Below are 16,802 nucleotides of genomic sequence, written 5' to 3'. Positions count from 1 at the left end.
CCGCCCCGCCACCGCCGACCGCTCCGGACGTCACTGCTCCGCCGCCGCCTCACGTTCGTCGCGGGCGGCACGCTCGGCCGCCATGCCCTGCCGCCGCAGCACTACGGCCTGCTTCACGTAGTCGAGGCCGGTGAGCACGGTCAGCGCGACCGCCACGGCCATCACCCAGAACCGGAAGGTGGCCAGCGGCCCGGTCAGCGCCAGGACGTACATCCCGACCGCCGTGCCCTGCGCGAGGGTCTTCATCTTGCCGCCGCGGCTGGCCGGGATCACCCCGTACCGGATGACCCAGAAGCGCAGCAGGGTGATCCCGAGCTCACGCCCGAGGATCACTCCCGTCACCCACCAGGGGAGGTCGCCGAGGCTGGAGAGACAGATGAGGGCCGCCCCCATGATCGCCTTGTCGGCGATGGGGTCGGCGATCTTCCCGAAGTCCGTGACCAGGTTGTACGTGCGCGCCAGATGCCCGTCGAAGACATCCGTGATCATGGCGACGGCGAAGGCCGCCCAGGCCCAGGCGCGCCAGACGGGGTCGTAGCCGCCGTCGGTGAGCAGGAGCACGACGAAACCCGGCACGAGGAGGAGCCGGACCATGGTCAGGATGTTCGCGATGTTCCACAGGCTGGCCTGGTTGACGGCCGCAGCACCCAGCTTCCCGCCGGGCGCCGCCCTACCGGAACCGCCCGTGGCGGACGCCGGGACTCCGGTCATCTGCCCGCCTCCTCAGAACACTGGAGCGGCTCGGCGACCAGGTCCACGCCCTGGGTGCCGATCACCTTTGCCTCGACGATACGACCCACGCTCAGGCCCTCGCTGCTCGTGAGCAGCACCTGTCCGTCCGTCTCGGGCGCCTGGTGCTCCGCGCGCCCGACAGCGCCGTCCTCGTCGTCGATGGACTCGACGAGCACGTGGACCGCCTCGCCGACGCGCTCGTCCGCGCGCTGCGAGACCAGCTCCTCGGCGAGCCGCGACACGCGCGCGAGGCGCTCGGCGACGACGTCCTCGTCGAGCTTGTGCTCGTACGTCGCAGCTTCGGTGCCCTCCTCGTCGGAGTAGCCGAAGACGCCGATCGCGTCGAGGCGGGCGCCGGTGAGGAAGCGCTCCAGCTCGGCCAGGTCGGCCTCGCTCTCGCCGGGGAAGCCCACGATGAAGTTCGACCGGACACCGGCCTGCGGCGCCCTGTCCCGGATCGTGGAGAGCAGGTCGAGGAACCGGTCGGTGTCCCCGAAGCGCCGCATGGAGCGCAGCACGGCGGGCGCCGAGTGCTGGAACGAGAGATCGAAGTACGGGACGACCTTGTCGGTGCCCGTGAGGACGTCGATGAGGCCGGGGCGCATCTCGGCGGGCTGGAGGTAGCTGACGCGCACCCGCTCGATCCCGTCGACGGCGGCCAGCTCGGGCAGCAGCGTCTCCAGGAGTCGGATGTCGCCGAGGTCCTTGCCGTACGAGGTGTTGTTCTCGGAGACGAGCATGACCTCCTTGACGCCCTGTTCGGCGAGCCAGCGCGTCTCACCGAGGACGTCGCTGGGCCGGCGCGAGATGAAGGAGCCGCGGAAGGACGGGATCGCGCAGAACGAGCAGCGCCGGTCGCAGCCGGACGCCAGCTTCACCGAGGCGACGGGGTTCGTCCCGAGGCGGCGGCGCAGCGGGGCACGGGGGCCGGACGCGGGCGCGAGACCGTCGGGCAGGTCCACGGGGGCGTGTCCGGGAAGCGCCACCTCGGCGCCCGCGTCCTGCCGCTCGGCAGGGCTGATCGGCAGCAGCTTGCGCCGGTCGCGCGGGGTGTGGGAGGCGTGGATGCCGCCGTTGAGGATGGTCTGGAGCCGGTCGGAGATGTCGGCGTAGTCGTCGAAGCCGAGCACGCCGTCGGCCTCGGGGAGGGCTTCCGCCAGGTCCTTGCCGTACCGCTCGGCCATGCAGCCGACGGCCACGACGGCCTGGGTTCTGCCATGGCCCTTGAGGTCATTGGCTTCGAGAAGGGCGTCGACGGAGTCCTTCTTGGCGGCTTCGACGAAGCCACAGGTGTTGACGACAGCGACGTCTGCGGCCTCGGCGTCCTCGACGAGCTCCCAGCCGTCCGCCTCCAAGCGGCCTGCGAGCTCCTCCGAGTCCACCTCGTTACGGGCGCAGCCAAGAGTGACAAGGGCGACGGTACGGCGTTCGGGCATGGGCTCAAGACTACTTCGTCCCGCCGACAGCCCCGCCCGCGAGGGTTACCCGGAGATCACCACCGGGCAACCTCCCGCTCATCCGACCTCGGGATCACCCTTGGTGTAGGTAAGGCGCTCGACCTGTCCGGGCTCGAACTCGTTGTCCACCTGCTTGCCGTTCACGTACAGCTGGATGGCGCCCGCGTCGCCGAGGACGAGGTCGACCTTCTGATTGTCCTGGAAGGTCTTCGACTCACCCTGCTCGAGCAGGCCGTCGAACATGATCCGTCCGTTGTGGTCCTTCGCGGAGATCCAGCTGCGGCCGTCCGCCGCGTTGATCTTGACAGTGACCTTGTCGCGGGGCGCGGCCGCGATCGCGCTGTCGGTCGGGTCGGGCTTGGGATCGGTGGGCTTGCTGGGCTTGGGGGTCTGCGTGGGCTTCGGCTTGCCGCTGGCGGGTGTCGCGCCCTCGGCAGCCTGCTGCTTGGCACCGCCGTCGTCGCTGCCGCCGAACGCGGTGAACCCGACGAAGCCGATCACCGCGACGATCGCGGCGACCATGGCCGCCGTCCAGTTCGGCCGGCGCGGATCGGACCTGATCCGCTCGGCCTCGAACAGCGGAGCGGTCGGAGTCGGCGCGGGCCGCCCGCCGTGCTCGTCGGCGAACTGGGCGAGAAGCGGCTCGGGATCGACACCCACGGCGCGCGCGATGGTCCGGATGTGACCGCGGGCGTAGACGTCGCCGCCGCACCGGGAGAAGTCGTCCTCCTCGATCGCGTGCACGATCGGGACGCGCACCCGCGTGGACGTACTGACTTCGTCGACGGTCATCCCGGCGTCGACGCGCCCCTGACGGAGGACGCGTCCGATCGAGGGACGGTCGTCCGCGGGCGTGGGCGCCTGCTCGACGGCCGGTGTGGGCGTCGCGTGAAGGTCATCCGAAGGACGGTCGTCTTCAGGGGAGTTGCCGATGGACACGGGGGCGCCTTTCGAGCGTGTAACCACCTGCTGGAGGTTCAGTCTAGGGGGGGTACGAAAGGGTGGGGCAACCGGGCGGTCAGACTTTGTACGCCATCGGAATGGCCGGACACAACGACCGGTCACCCCGATGCTGGGACACGTACCCGGCCCCTCCCTCAACTTGACGTACGAGGAGGGGAAACGGTTGCCTCACGCTCCCTTACGAGTGAGCGTCGATCGCGAGTGTGAGCCGTCCGTTCTTCCTGCCGGGGCGCGCGCTGTCCCTGCGACGCGCGCCTCAGGGTTGAGCCTCCCCGCGGATCACGGCGAGCACTCCATCCAGTTCGTCAGGCTTCACAAGAACGTCACGTGCCTTCGAACCCTCGCTCGGGCCCACGATGTTCCGCGACTCCATGAGGTCCATGAGCCGCCCGGCCTTCGCGAAGCCGACGCGCAGCTTGCGCTGGAGCATCGACGTGGACCCGAATTGCGTGGAAACGACCAGCTCAGCGGCCTGGCACAGCAGGTCGAGGTCATCGCCGATGTCCTCGTCGATCTCCTTCTTCTGCTTGGTGCCGACGGTGACGTCCTCCCGGAAGACGGGCGCCATCTGGTCCTTGCAGTGCTGGACGACGGCGTGGATCTCGTCCTCGGTGACGAACGCGCCCTGCATACGGGTGGGCTTGTTCGCGCCCATCGGAAGGAAGAGCCCGTCACCCTTGCCGATCAGCTTCTCGGCGCCCGGCTGGTCGAGGATGACGCGGCTGTCGGCGAGCGAGGAGGTGGCGAAGGCGAGCCGGGAGGGGACGTTGGCCTTGATGAGTCCGGTGACGACGTCGACCGACGGGCGCTGGGTGGCGAGCACCAGGTGGATGCCGGCCGCGCGCGCGAGCTGCGTGATGCGCACGATCGAGTCCTCGACGTCCCGCGGCGCCACCATCATCAGGTCCGCGAGCTCGTCGACGATGACCAGCAGATACGGATACGTCTTCAGCTCGCGCTCGCTGCCCTCCGGCGTCTTGAGCTTGCCGTCGCGGATCGCCTGGTTGAAGTCGTCGATGTGCCGGTAGCCGAACGCCGCGAGGTCGTCGTAGCGCAGGTCCATCTCGCGCACGACCCACTGCAGCGCCTCGGCGGCCCGCTTGGGGTTGGTGATGATCGGCGTGATCAGGTGCGGGATGCCCTCGTACGCGGTGAGCTCGACGCGCTTGGGGTCGACGAGGACCATGCGCACGTCCTCGGGGGTCGCCCGGCACATGATCGAGGTGATCAGGCAGTTGATGCACGAGGACTTTCCGGATCCGGTGGCGCCGGCGACGAGGATGTGCGGCATCTTCGCCATGTTGGCCATGACGTAGCCGCCCTCGACGTCCTTGCCGAGCGCGACGAGCATCGGGTGGTCGTCCTCGGCCGCGTCGGCGAGGCGCAGCACGTCACCCACCTTGACCATCTCGCGGTCGGTGTTCGGGATCTCGATGCCGACGGCCGACTTGCCGGGGATGGGCGAGATGATCCGGACGTCCGGGGACGCGACGGCGTAGGCGATGTTCTTCGCCAGCGCCGTGATCTTCTCGACCTTCACGGCGGGGCCGAGCTCGATCTCGTAGCGAGTGACCGTCGGGCCGCGCGTGAAGCCGGTGACGGCGGCGTCGACCTTGAACTCGGAGAAAACGTTCGACAGCGAGTCGACGACGGCGTCGTTGGCCGCGCTGCGCGACTTGCCGGGGCCGCCGCGCTCCAGGAGGTCGAGCGAGGGCAGCGAGTAGGTGATGTCTCCGGACAGCTGGAGCTGCTCGGCGCGCGGCGGGAGGTCGCGCGGGGCGTCGGGGGCCGACTTCGTCAGGTCGGGCACGCCGGCCTTGGCCACCGTGGCCGCGGGCTCCGGAGCCGCCTCCTTGGTCTCCTTCACCGGGGTCTTCGCCCGCGCGGTCGGTACCGGCGCCGTGCGCTCCGGAGCGCTTTCCCGCTCTGTACCGACCCCCTGCGTCAGATCGGCGACGAGCGGCGACGGCGGCATGCCGTGCAGCACGGCCCCGTCGAGCGCGGCAGCGGCCGCCGCGGCCACGTCGACCGCGTCCATGGGCCGGGTCACGACGGGCTGCACAGGCGTGCGCCTGGGCCTGCGCCGCTTGGAGAGCGCCTCCTGCTCCGCCTGGTCGGGGTCGTACGCCTCCGGGTCCGCCGGGCGCCGCCTGGAGCGCGCGGGCAGGGACTCGCGCCACTGGTCGTCGTAGCGCTCGTCGTCGTCCGTCGCACCGTCGGCGCCGAGAGGGTCGTCCTCGGTGTCCGGATGGACGACGCCGAGCTTCACGCCGAGCAGCCGCAGGCGCTGCGGGATCGCGTTCACGGGCGTCGCGGTGACCACGAGCAGCCCGAAGACGGTGAGCAGGACGAGGAGCGGTACCGCGAGCACCTCTCCCATGGTGAAGCTCAGCGGGGTGGAGGCGCCCCAGCCGATGAGCCCTCCGGCGTCCCTTATGGCCTGCATCCCGTCGGTGCGGGCGGGCGAGCCGCAGGCGATGTGGACCTGGCCGAGCACGCCGATGACGAGCGCGGACAGGCCGATCACGATGCGCCCATTGGCCTCGGGCTTCTCGGGGTGCCGGATGAGGCGTACGGCGATGCCGCCGAGCAGCAGCGGTACGAGCAGGTCGAGGCGGCCGAACGAGCCCGTGACGAGCATTTCGACGAGGTCGCCGACGGGTCCGCGCAGATTGGACCAGGTGCCCGCCGCGACGATCAGCGCCAGGCCAAGGAGCAGGAGCGCGAGGCCGTCCTTGCGGTGTGCCGGGTCGAGCCCCTTGGCGCCACGTCCTATGCCGCGGAACATCGCGCCCACGCTGTGCGCGACGCCGAGCCAGAGCGCGCGTGCGAGCCGGTACACGCCCCCGGTGGGGCTGGGCACCGGCTTGGGCGCGGACTTCTTCGCCGCGGCTTTCCTCGGGGACGCCTTCTTGGCCGCGGGCTTCTTCGCGGCCGCCTTCTTGGCAGGGGCCTTCTTCGCCGGAGCCTTGGTCGGCGCGGCCGCCTTCTTCGCGGGCGACTTCTTGGCTGCGGGACGTGAGGCCATGGGTGTGAGGTTACCGGTGGAGACCACTGCGGACACGTGTGCCCACTGCTTCACCCGTCCGTGTCGCGGTTCGGTGTGCCCGGAGGTGACGCTTCCTCAAAAGGTGGGCTGCTGCTCAGTTCTGCGAGGGAAGTGACGGTGCGCCACTTCCCGTGCCGGGCTCCAGGGCGTCAAGAGCGCGGCGCAGTCCGGTGAGTTTGCGCTCGAGATGGGCTGCCGTGGCGACCGCGGCGGCGTCCGCCGACTCGTCGTCGAGCTGCTTCGAGAGCGCCTCGGCCTGCTCCTCAACGGCGGCGAGCCGCGCGGAGAGTTCGGCCAGCAGCCCGGCCGGCTCCTTGGCGTCGCCGACGTCCGACTTCCCGCCGCCCTCGAGCTGGAGCCGCAGCAGGGCTGCCTGCTCCCGCAGTTGGCAGTTCTTCATGTACAGCTCGACGAACACCGAGACCTTCGCGCGCAGGACCCACGGGTCGAACGGCTTCGAGATGTAGTCCACCGCGCCGGCCGCGTACCCACGGAACGTGTGGTGCGGGCCGTGGTTGATGGCCGTGAGGAAGATGATCGGGATGTCGCGTGTCCGCTCACGGCGCTTGATGTGCGCCGCGGTTTCGAAACCGTCCATTCCCGGCATCTGAACATCCAGCAGAATGACCGCGAAATCGTCCGTGAGTAGCGCCTTGAGTGCTTCCTCCCCGGACGATGCCCGCACCAGTGTCTGATCGAGCGCGGAGAGGATGGCCTCCAGCGCCAGCAGATTCTCCGGCCGGTCATCGACCAGGAGGATCTTGGCCTTCTGCACCATGGCCCGCCCTCCTCGCCCCGGCATGGGGCCGCCCCTGTCCGCAGGACTTGGGACGGCTCCGGAAGCCGCCCCAGAGGGCGACTCCCTTGCGTCGCCCGTCCTTGTGCCGGTCATGGTAGCCGCACCCCGCCTGTCGCCACACCCTGTCACCGCGATGTCACTGTGCACGTAGCGCAAACGCAGTGGGAGACCAGAAGGTTCCCCGAATACCGCACTTCTACACGGCTTCGGCCACACTCAGTCAACAACTGCTCAGCAACGCACACCTACCCGGTCACTCCCCGCGCATCCACTGCTCCATCACCGTCAGCAGATGATCCGGATCGACCGGCTTCGTGACGTAGTCGGAGGCCCCGGACTCGATGGCCTTCTCCCTGTCGCCCTTCATCGCCTTCGCCGTGAGCGCGATGATCGGCAGCCCGGCGAACTGCGGCATCCTGCGGATCGCCGTCGTCGTCGCGTAGCCGTCCATCTCCGGCATCATGATGTCCATCAGGACGACCGTCACGTCGTCGTGCTGTTCGAGGACCTCGATCCCCTCCCGGCCGTTCTCGGCGTACAGCACGGACAGACCGTGCTGCTCCAGGACGCTGGTGAGCGCGAAGACGTTACGGATGTCGTCGTCGACGATGAGCACCTTCTCGCCGCCGAAGAGGAACGTGCGTCGCTCCTGCGGCGCCCCTTCCTGTCCGGTTCCCGCCCACTGCTCCTGGGCACGGTCCTGCGCGGGCGCCACCGGCGCCTGCTGCCCGGGCTGTCCCGGCAGCGCCGGCCGCTGTTCGGACGCGGCCACCTGCTTGCGGCGCCGCCTGAAGAGCGCGGCGGGACCGTGCTGGGTGTCCTGGTACGACCTGACCTCCGGCGGCATCGACGCCTCGGGCGGCATGGCACCCTCCATCGGCACGGCGTGGATCCCCGGCTCGATGGACGGAGCGAGCTGCGGGTAGCCCTGCGGCGGCAGTTCGCTCGCATGCAGCGGCATGTACAGCGTGAACGTGGAGCCGCGGCCCGGCTCGCTCTGCGCGTGGATCTCACCGCCGAGGAGCCGCGCGATCTCACGGCTGATGGACAGGCCGAGGCCCGTGCCGCCGTACTTGCGGCTCGTCGTCCCGTCGGCCTGCTTGAACGCCTCGAAGATCACCCGCATCTTGCTGGCCGCGATGCCGATGCCGGTGTCGGTCACGGAGAAGGCGATCAGGTCGCCGTCCGCCTCCCGCAGGGAGCCCGCCTCGAGGAGCTGCTCACGGATGGCGTTGGGCACGTCCGCGCCCGCCGGCCTGATGACCAGTTCGACGGCTCCGGAGTCGGTGAACTTGACCGCGTTGGACAGCAGGTTGCGCAGCACCTGGAGCAGGCGCTGTTCGTCCGTGTGCAGCGTCGCGGGCAGTTCGGGAGAGACCCGTACGGAGAAGTCGAGGCCCTTCTCCGCGGTCAGCGGGCGGAAAGTGGCCTCTACGTAGTCGACGAGCTGCACCAGAGCGATGCGGGTCGGCGACACGTCCATCTTGCCCGCCTCGACCTTCGACAGGTCGAGGATGTCGTTGATCAGCTGGAGCAGGTCGGAACCGGCGCCATGGATCGTCTCGGCGAACTCGACCTGCTTCGGGGTCAGGTTCGAGTCCGCGTTGTCGGCGAGCAACTTGGCGAGAATCAGCAGGGAGTTGAGCGGCGTACGCAGCTCGTGCGACATGTTCGCCAGGAACTCGGACTTGTACCGCATGGAGACCGCGAGCTGCTCGGCACGCTCCTCCAGGACCTGCCTGGCCTCTTCGATCTCGGTGTTCTTGACCTCGATGTCGCGGTTCTGCTGGGCGAGCAGCTCGGCCTTCTCCTCCAGCTCCGCGTTGGACGCCTGGAGCGCCTTCTGCCGGTTCTCCAACTCGGCGGAACGCTCGCGCAGTTGCTCGGTGAGCTCCTGCGACTGCTTGAGCAGCACCTCCGTCTTCGTGTTGACGGAGATGGTGTTCACGCTCGTCGCGATCATCTCGGCGATCTGGTTCAGGAAGTCCTTCTGGATCTGCGTGAACGGCTGGAACGTCGCCAGCTCGATCACACCGAGGACCGTCCCCTCGAAGAGCACCGGCAGCACGATGACATGTGCGGGCGGCGCCTCCCCGAGCCCGGAAGCGATCTTCAGATAGCCCTGCGGCACGTTCTCCACGAGGATCGCGCGCCTCTCCTGGGCCGCGGTCCCGATCAGCGTCTCACCGGGCCGGAAGGACGTCGGCATGGACCCCATCGAGTAGCCGTAACTGCCGAGCATGCGCAGCTCGTACGCGTCCTCGGGCGCGCCACCGGCCGCCTCGGCCTCGTCCGTCGGCAGCGCCAGGAAGAACGCGCCGTGCTGGGCGGAGACGACCGGCGTCAGCTCGCTCATGATCAGCGAGGCCACGTCCTCGAGGTCGCGGCGGCCCTGCATGAGGCCGGAGATGCGCGCCAGGTTGCCCTTCAGCCAGTCCTGCTCCTCGTTGGCGATCGTGGTGTCGCGCAGGTTGGAGATCATCTTGTTGATGTTGTCCTGGAGGACCTGGATCTCGCCCGCCGCGTCGACGTCGATCTTGAGGTTCAGGTCGCCGCGGGTCACCGCCGTGGCGACGGCCGCGATGGCGCGCACCTGACGGGTCAGGTTTCCGGCCATCTCGTTCACGGACTCGGTCAGGTCGCGCCAGGTGCCGTCGACGTCGCGCACGCGCGCCTGACCGCCGAGCTGGCCCTCCGTACCCACCTCACGGGCGACCCGGGTCACCTGCTCGGCGAACGAGGACAGCTGGTCGACCATCGTGTTGATGGTCGTCTTGAGTTCGAGGATCTCGCCGCGGGCGTCGATGTCGATCTTCTTGGTCAGGTCGCCCTTGGCGATGGCGGTCGTGACCATCGCGATGTTGCGGACCTGTCCGGTCAGGTTCGACGCCATGCCGTTCACGGACTCGGTGAGGTCCTTCCACGTACCGGAGACTCCCGGTACGCGGGCCTGCCCGCCGAGGATGCCGTCGGTGCCCACCTCGCGGGCCACCCGGGTCACCTGGTCGGCGAACGAACTCAGCGTCGTCACCATGGTGTTGACCGTGTCGGCGAGCTGCGCGACCTCGCCGCGCGCCTCGACCGTGACCTTCTTGGTGAGGTCTCCGTTGGCGACGGCCGTCGCGACCTGCGAGATGTTCCGCACCTGACTGGTCAGGTTGTTGGCCATCAGGTTGACGTTGTCGCTGAGGTCCTTCCAGATGCCCGTGACGCCCCGCACGCGCGCCTGACCGCCCAGCTGGCCCTCCGTACCCACCTCGCGGGCCACCCGGGTCACCTGTTCGGCGAACGACGACAGCTGGTCCACCATCGTGTTGACGGTCGTGACGAGTTCGAGAATCTCGCCCTTCGCGTCGACGGTGATCTTCTTGGACAGGTCGCCCCGCGCGACGGCCGTGGTGACCTCGGCGATGTTGCGCACCTGAAGGGTCAGGTTGTTGGCCATGCCGTTCACGGACTGGGTGAGGTCCTTCCAGGTGCCGGAGACACCCTGGACCTCGGCCTGCCCGCCGAGGATGCCCTCCGTACCCACCTCGCGGGAGACCCGCGTGACCTGCTCGGCGAAGTTCGAGAGCTGGTCCACCATCGTGTTGAGGGTGTTCTTCAGCTCCAGGATCTCGCCGCGCGCGTCCACGTCGATCTTCTGCGACAGGTCACCGCGCGCCACCGCCGTGGCGACCTGCGCGATATTGCGCACCTGGGCGGTGAGGTTGCCGGCCATGCCGTTCACGGAGTCGGTCAGGTCCCGCCACACACCGGCGACGCCGGGCACCTGCGCCTGACCGCCGAGCCGGCCCTCCGTACCCACTTCGCGGGCCACCCGCGTCACCTGGTCGGCGAACGCGGAGAGCTGGTCGACCATCGTGTTGATGGTGTTCTTGAGTTCGAGGATCTCGCCGCGCGCGTCCACGTCGATCTTCTGCGACAGGTCGCCCCGCGCCACCGCCGTGGTCACCTGCGCGATCTGGCGCACCTGCGAAGTCAGGTTGCCCGCCATGAAGTTGACGGAGTCCGTGAGCTCCTTCCAGGTACCGGACACGCCGTCCACACGCGCCTGACCGCCGAGGCGACCCTCGGTGCCCACGTCGCGCGCCATGCGCGTCACCTGGTCGGCGAACGAGGACAGCTGGTCCACCATCGTGTTCACGGTGTTCTTCAGCTGGAGCATCTCGCCGGACACGTCGACGGTGACCTTCTGCGACAGGTCGCCGTTGGCCACCGCCGTCGTCACCTGCGCGATGTTGCGGACCTGGCCCGTCAGGTTGCGGAAGGCCGTGTTGACGGAGTCCGTCAGGTCCTTCCACGTACCGGCCGCGCCCTGGACGTGCGCCTGGCCGCCCAGCTCACCCTCGACACCGATCTCCCGCGCCACGCGCGTGACTTCCGAGCCGAACGCGGAGAGCTGATCGACCATCGTGTTGACGGTGTTCTTCAGTTCGAGCATCTCGCCGGCGACATCGACGGTCACCTTCTGCGAGAGATCACCGTTCGCCACCGCCGTCGTGACGGTCGCGATGTCGCGCACCTGAGTGGTCAGATTCCGGAAGACCGTGTTCACCGAATCGGTGAGGTCCTTCCACGTTCCCGCCGCACCGGGCACATTCGCCTGGCCGCCGAGCTGCCCTTCCGCACCGACCTCGTTGGCCACGCGCGTGACCTCGTCGGCGAACGTGCGCAGCGTCTCGGTCATCTGGTTGATCGTCTCGGCGAGCTGGGCGACCTCACCGCGTGCCGACACCGTCACCTTCTGCGACAGATCACCGTTGGCGACCGCCGTCGTGACCTGCGCGATCCCGCGCACCTGGGCCGTCAGGTTGCCGGCCATAAGATTTACGGAATCGGTGAGGTCCTTCCACACACCCGCCACACCCGGCACCTGCGCCTGGCCGCCGAGCTCGCCCTCCGTGCCCACCTCGCGGGCCACCCGGGTCACTTCCGAGGAGAACGACGACAGCTGGTCCACCATCGTGTTGACGGTGTTCTTCAGCTCGAGCATCTCGCCCGCGACGTGAACCGTGACCTTCCGGGACAGATCGCCCTTCGCCACCGCGGTCGTCACGAGAGCAATGTCACGCACCTGAGCCGTCAGCCGGTACGCCATGGTGTTGACCGAATCCGTGAGGTCCTTCCACGAACCGGACATACCGCGCACCCGGGCCTGACCGCCCAGCTTGCCCTCCGTGCCCACCTCACTGGCCACCCGCGTGACCTCGTCGGTGAACGTCGACAACTGGTCCACCAGGTTGTTGACGGTGCGTCCGACCTTGAGGAACTCGCCCCGCAGCGGATGGCCGTTGCCGTCCGGCACCTGCGAGCGCAGCTCCATGCGCGGCGACAGATCGCCCTCCGCGACCGCCGTGAGCACCCGTCCGACCTCGGAGACCGGGCGTACGAGGTCGTCGACCAGGGCGTTCGAGGCGTTGATCGCCGCGGCCCACGAGCCCTCACAGGCGCCCGTCTCGAGCCGTTCCGTGAGCTTTCCCTCACGCCCGACCATCCGCCGCACCCGCGACAGCTCGCCGGTGAGGTGCAGATTCCGGTCCGCGACCTCGTTGAAGACCGCCGCGATCTCGGTCATGAGGCCGTCGCCCGACACCGTGAGCCGCTTGCGGAAGTTGCCGTCCCGCATCGCCACAAGCCCGGCGAGCAGTCTGTTCAGGGCAGCGGTGTCCACCGCTGTGGTCCCATTGCGCGGTTTACGCTGTTTCGCCAGGGACTGTCCGCCCTTTGCGCGCGTATTCGTGCCTCGCGACGCTGCGCCAGACTCCACTGTGTCCCTCCCGCAAGGGTCGGCCGTACTGCTCGGATTGCTCGGGTTCTCTTCGGAAGCCTGCCCAGTGTTTCACCATGGCAGAACCAGGCCATAACAGTTCGGCAGCTTCGCACACCCTCCGCACACCCTCCGGACGGAAACACTGGCGACCGGCATCCGCATGGACGGCGAAGGTAAGTAACCTTGGCAGCGGCTGTCCACCCACCCCGGTCCGCCCGGCCAGGGCGGTGGCACGAGGACGACGGGCATCGGAGGGGGCGGCCGCGCCATGAGTTCGGGAGACCTGGGCGCCGAGACTCGTACGACTGTTACAGGGAGTTCTGTGATCACCGCGCGCGCGGCTGCCACCTTCGACCCCGTCGGGCGGTCCGTCGCGACCGCCCGCGCCTTTGTGCGCGACACCCTCCAGGGGTGGGGCTTCCCCGACATCATCGACGACGCGGTCGTCCTGACCAGCGAGCTCGTGACGAACGCCGTGGTGCACGCCGGCACCTCCGCGGAGGTCCTGTGCCTGCGCACCGACGACGGCGTACGCATCGAGGTCGCCGACCGCTATCCGGAGCGCGAGATCCCGCTCCAGCAGTCCGCGATCAACATGGGCAGCCCCGACCGCGAGGGCGGCCGCGGTCTCCAGCTCTGCGCGGCCCTCGCCACCCGCTGGGGCGTCGACTACACGCCGACGCACAAACTCGTCTGGTTCCAACTCGCCCTTCCCCAGCGTTCGGTGGGCACCCGCACCGCGGGCCCCGCGCTCCCCACCGACCTCCTCCCGCTGGCCGACGGCAGAGTCCGGGTCGCCGTCGTCCAGATCGACCGCACGGGAGCCGTCGCCGCCTGGAGCGAGGACGCGGAGCACCTGTTCGGATATGTCGCCGAACAGGTCGTCGGCAAACCCCTCACCGACTTCGCCGCCTGGCCGCACACCCCCGGCACGAGCACGGGAATCGCCGACGCGCTGCAGTTCTCGCGCTGGGAGGGCAGTTACGGCATCCGCGGCGCCAACGGCCGCGTGACGCCCGTCTACGCGTCCCACCTCCGCGTCCGCGACACCGACGGCGATCCCTCCACCGTCTGCCTCCTCGTACGCGACCACGAGCGCGCCGTCCTCCAGACCCCGCTGCGCGGCCAGACCACCTCGGAGAGCGGCACGCTGTCCGAGGGCAACGCGTCCGACCCGTTCCAGGTCTTCATCGGCTCACCCGCCCCCGACGACCTCGACGGCCTGCTCCAGCGCACGGTCGAACGCGCCCGCGACATGCTCGACGGCGACTCCGCCTTCCTGCTGCTCGCGACGGACGACGAGACCGAACTGGAGGTCCGCGCCTCCACCGGCCTTCCCTCGGCCCGCCAGCGCTTCGCCCGCGTCCCCGTGGAGGTGGGCCCCGGCCGCTACGGCTCGGCCCGCATGCCGGCCGTCCACGAGGACCTCACCCTCGTCCCCGGCGCCGTCCCGCTCCTCAACGGCACGGGCATGCGCTCGGTCGTCACGGTCCCGCTCAAGGTCGAGGGCCGCCTCACCGGCTCCCTCGGCGTCGCAGCCGAGGCACCTGACCGGTACTCGAACGAGGAAGCCCTGCGCCTCCAGTTCGCTGCCGACCGCATCGCGCTGGCCGTCGAGTCGGCCCGCCTCGGCGAGCTCGAAAAGCTCCGCCGTGGCTCCCTCAGCTTCCTCGTCGAGGCCTCCGATCTCCTCGCCGGCACCCTCGACCGCGACCAGACCCTGGCCCTGATGGCCCAGATGACGGTCCCGACACTCGCCACCTGGTGCGCCGTCTACACGATCGCCGACCAGTCCTCGGAGCCGTACCTCTCGTACGTCCTGCACGAGGACGAGGAGCGCATCGACGGCCTCAAGGCACTCCTCTCCAAGATCGCCCCGCCCGACCCGGTCCCCTCCCCCGGAGCCCGCGTCTGGGCGGCGCCCGCCGAGGCGGCCCATCAGGCGGCTCTGCGGACGTCCATGCGCAGCCTCGGCCTCGGCGCACCCGCCAGCGTCAGCTCGGGCATCGGCACCACCCTCGCGACGGCCTCCGCGGTCGGCGGCGAGACGGTCGTCCTCCCCCTGGTCGCCCGCAACCGCGTCATCGGCATGCTCACCCTCGGCAAGCCATCCGACGAACACTTCCGCCAGGAAATCCTGGAACTGGCCGAGGACTTGAGCCGCCGTGCCGCGCTCGCCCTGGACAACGCGCGCCTCTACTCGGAGCGCATGGCCATCAGCCAGTCCCTCCAGCGGAGCCTGCTCCCGCCGGAGCTCCCGCACATCCCGGGCGTCGAGGTGGAGGTCATCTACCGCGCGGCCGGCGAGGGCAACGAGGTGGGCGGCGACTTCTACGACCTGTTCCCGATCCGCGACGGCGCCTACGGCTTCGCCATCGGCGACGTCTGCGGTACGGGACCCGAGGCCGCGGCGGTGACCGGCCTGGCCCGTCACGCCCTGCGCCTCCTGGCCCGCGAGGGCTTCGGCGGCCCCGCGGTCCTGGAGCGCCTGAACGCCGCGATCCTCGACGAGGGCGCCCGCAGCCGCTTCCTCACGCTCCTCTACGGCGAGTTGTGGCCGCAGGAGGACGGCTCGGCGGTCCTGAAGATGGTGTGCGCCGGCCACCCGCTCCCCCTGCGCCTGCGCCAGGACGGCACGGTCGAGCCGTACGCGGAGCCGCAGCCGCTCCTCGGCGTCATGGAGGACCTGGAGCTCTACGAGCAGACGATGACGCTCGACCCGGGCGACGTCCTCCTCTGCGTCACGGACGGCATCACCGAGCGCCGCGAAGGCACCCGTATGCTCGGCGACGACGGCCTGGCGGACGTCCTGACGACCTGTACGGGCCTGACGGCCGGCGCGGTGGCGGCCCGCATCATGCGCGCGGTGGAGCGTTTCGCGTCTGACGCCCCTTCGGACGACATGGCCATCCTGACGATGCGCGTCCCGGAACTCCAGAAGGACTGAGAGACTCAACGCAAAAGGCCCCCGCCCGAAAGGGCGAAGGCCTTTTATGTCTGAGCCCCCAAGCGGAATCGAACCGCTGACCTTCTCCTTACCATGGAGACGCTCTACCGACTGAGCTATAGGGGCCTGTTGCTTTCCCGGGGTTTCCCCCGCAGCAACGGAATTAAGCATACCCGAACTTCAGCTCGGTTCGAACCGCCCCGCCTGCGCGTCAGAAAGCAGGCTGCAGCAGCCCGCCGAGCGCATTGCACGCGGAGACGACCTTCTGCAGCTCGCGCCGCGACAGCGTGGCGCTGACGGGCAGCGCCAGAGTCTCGTCGGCGGCCCGCTCTGTCTCCGGCAGCGCGACGTCACGCCGGAACCGCGGCAGCCGGTGCACGGGCGTCTTCACGGGCACGCGGCAGTCAATTCCCCTGGCCCGTATGGCATGTGCGAAGGCGTCCCGGTCGGGCCGCCCGTTGCCGGGCACCCGGACGACGTACTGCTGGTAGGTGTGCCGCTCGCTCCCGGCGGGTGTCTGTACGCCGCTGAGCCGCGCGTTCAGATATCCGGCGTGCGCCCGCCGCTTGGCGAGCCCGTCGTGCGGCTGCTCCGATTCGCCCTGCTCCAGGACGAGCAGCCCGCGCCGCCCACCGATCTCCCGAAGCCGCGCCACATCGGCCGGCTGTCCGAAGCGGTGTACGGCGATGATCGCCGCGGTGTGTGCGCTGATGCCGCCCTCGACCGAGGCGGGGGCGAGGCAGTACGTGACCGGATCTATGTCCGCGAACACGGGCCTGGCTCCGGCCAGTTCGACGGCCTCGGCGACCTCGATGTTTCCGTAGGCGGGCACGATGACCTCGTCACCGGTTCCGATACCGGCGGCCCTCAGCATTGCAACTGTCCCCATGACACGGGATGTTGGCTGCGCAACGTGAACGACAAGTGACGCAGAACAAAAAAGAGCTGGTCCCTGAACCGAAGTTCAGGGACCAGCTCTATAAAAGGAGTTCGGCGGCGTCCTACTCTCCCACAGGGTCCCCCCTGCAGTACCATCGGCGCTGTGAGGCTTAGCTTCCGGGTTCGGAATGTAACCGGGCGTT

The 16,802-nt window shown here is 69.3% G+C and carries 8 protein-coding genes, 1 tRNA gene and 1 rRNA gene; 1 reads left to right on the top strand and 9 read right to left on the bottom strand.

Annotated features, from left to right (window positions below; translation table 11 throughout):
- Window positions 1–30: 30 nt before the first annotated feature.
- From pgsA to ACWIGU_RS33000, 6 genes are all read right to left on the bottom strand, one after another.
- Window positions 31–711, bottom strand: a complete 681-nt coding sequence (pgsA, locus tag ACWIGU_RS33025; RefSeq protein WP_454405339.1) for a CDP-diacylglycerol--glycerol-3-phosphate 3-phosphatidyltransferase — start codon at window positions 709–711, stop codon at window positions 31–33.
- The gene (gene rimO, locus ACWIGU_RS33020) at window positions 708–2,168 is read right to left on the bottom strand and encodes a 30S ribosomal protein S12 methylthiotransferase RimO (protein ID WP_454405338.1); all 1,461 of its coding nucleotides are present in this window, start codon (window positions 2,166–2,168) and stop codon (window positions 708–710) included. Before rimO ends, pgsA begins: the two co-directional genes overlap by 4 nt.
- A 78-nt stretch (window positions 2,169–2,246) precedes the next feature.
- Window positions 2,247–3,128, bottom strand: coding sequence for a helix-turn-helix domain-containing protein (locus ACWIGU_RS33015; protein WP_454405336.1), 882 nt, complete (start codon window positions 3,126–3,128; stop codon window positions 2,247–2,249).
- Between the two features lie 280 nt (window positions 3,129–3,408).
- Window positions 3,409–6,180 (bottom strand): DNA translocase FtsK, encoded by a 2,772-nt coding sequence (locus ACWIGU_RS33010; RefSeq protein WP_454405335.1) that lies wholly within the window; start codon window positions 6,178–6,180, stop codon window positions 3,409–3,411.
- Window positions 6,181–6,295: 115 nt separating this feature from the next.
- On the bottom strand, window positions 6,296–6,979 hold the full coding sequence (locus tag ACWIGU_RS33005; RefSeq protein WP_454405334.1) for a response regulator: 684 nt from the start codon (window positions 6,977–6,979) through the stop codon (window positions 6,296–6,298).
- Between the two features lie 274 nt (window positions 6,980–7,253).
- Entirely contained in the window at window positions 7,254–12,770 is a 5,517-nt protein-coding gene (locus ACWIGU_RS33000; RefSeq protein WP_454405333.1) for a HAMP domain-containing protein, read from the bottom strand.
- Between the two features lie 271 nt (window positions 12,771–13,041).
- Between ACWIGU_RS33000 and ACWIGU_RS32995 the strand changes: the two genes are divergently transcribed.
- The gene (locus tag ACWIGU_RS32995; protein ID WP_454405332.1) at window positions 13,042–15,720 is read left to right on the top strand and encodes a SpoIIE family protein phosphatase; all 2,679 of its coding nucleotides are present in this window, start codon (window positions 13,042–13,044) and stop codon (window positions 15,718–15,720) included.
- Between the two features lie 53 nt (window positions 15,721–15,773).
- Here ACWIGU_RS32995 and ACWIGU_RS32990 read toward each other — a convergent pair.
- The 3 genes from ACWIGU_RS32990 to rrf all read right to left on the bottom strand — a co-directional run.
- Window positions 15,774–15,846: transfer RNA gene (locus ACWIGU_RS32990), tRNA-Thr, on the bottom strand.
- Between the two features lie 85 nt (window positions 15,847–15,931).
- Window positions 15,932–16,594 carry a DegT/DnrJ/EryC1/StrS family aminotransferase gene (locus tag ACWIGU_RS32985; RefSeq protein WP_454405530.1) on the bottom strand — a complete coding sequence of 221 codons (663 nt, stop codon included), beginning with the start codon at window positions 16,592–16,594 and terminating at the stop codon, window positions 15,932–15,934.
- 114 nt (window positions 16,595–16,708) lie between these two features.
- Window positions 16,709–16,802 (bottom strand): 5S ribosomal RNA (rrf, locus tag ACWIGU_RS32980); the annotation flags it as partial.

This window comes from Streptomyces sp. NPDC055400 (assembly GCF_053644375.1).
The sequence above is the reverse complement of the archived record's forward strand: the minus strand, read 5'-3'. Positions and strand labels throughout refer to the sequence as shown.

What these genes read in the sequence shown, in the direction of transcription:
- pgsA (WP_454405339.1), bottom strand. Translation starts at nt 711, where the DNA reads ATGACCGGAGTCCCGGCGTCCGCCACGGGCGGTTCCGGTAGGGCGGCG.
- rimO (WP_454405338.1), bottom strand. Translation starts at nt 2,168, where the DNA reads ATGCCCGAACGCCGTACCGTCGCCCTTGTCACTCTTGGCTGCGCCCGT.
- ACWIGU_RS33010 (WP_454405335.1), bottom strand. Translation starts at nt 6,180, where the DNA reads ATGGCCTCACGTCCCGCAGCCAAGAAGTCGCCCGCGAAGAAGGCGGCC.
- ACWIGU_RS33005 (WP_454405334.1), bottom strand. Translation starts at nt 6,979, where the DNA reads ATGGTGCAGAAGGCCAAGATCCTCCTGGTCGATGACCGGCCGGAGAAT.
- ACWIGU_RS32995 (WP_454405332.1), top strand. Translation starts at nt 13,042, where the DNA reads ATGAGTTCGGGAGACCTGGGCGCCGAGACTCGTACGACTGTTACAGGG.
- ACWIGU_RS32985 (WP_454405530.1), bottom strand. Translation starts at nt 16,594, where the DNA reads ATGCTGAGGGCCGCCGGTATCGGAACCGGTGACGAGGTCATCGTGCCC.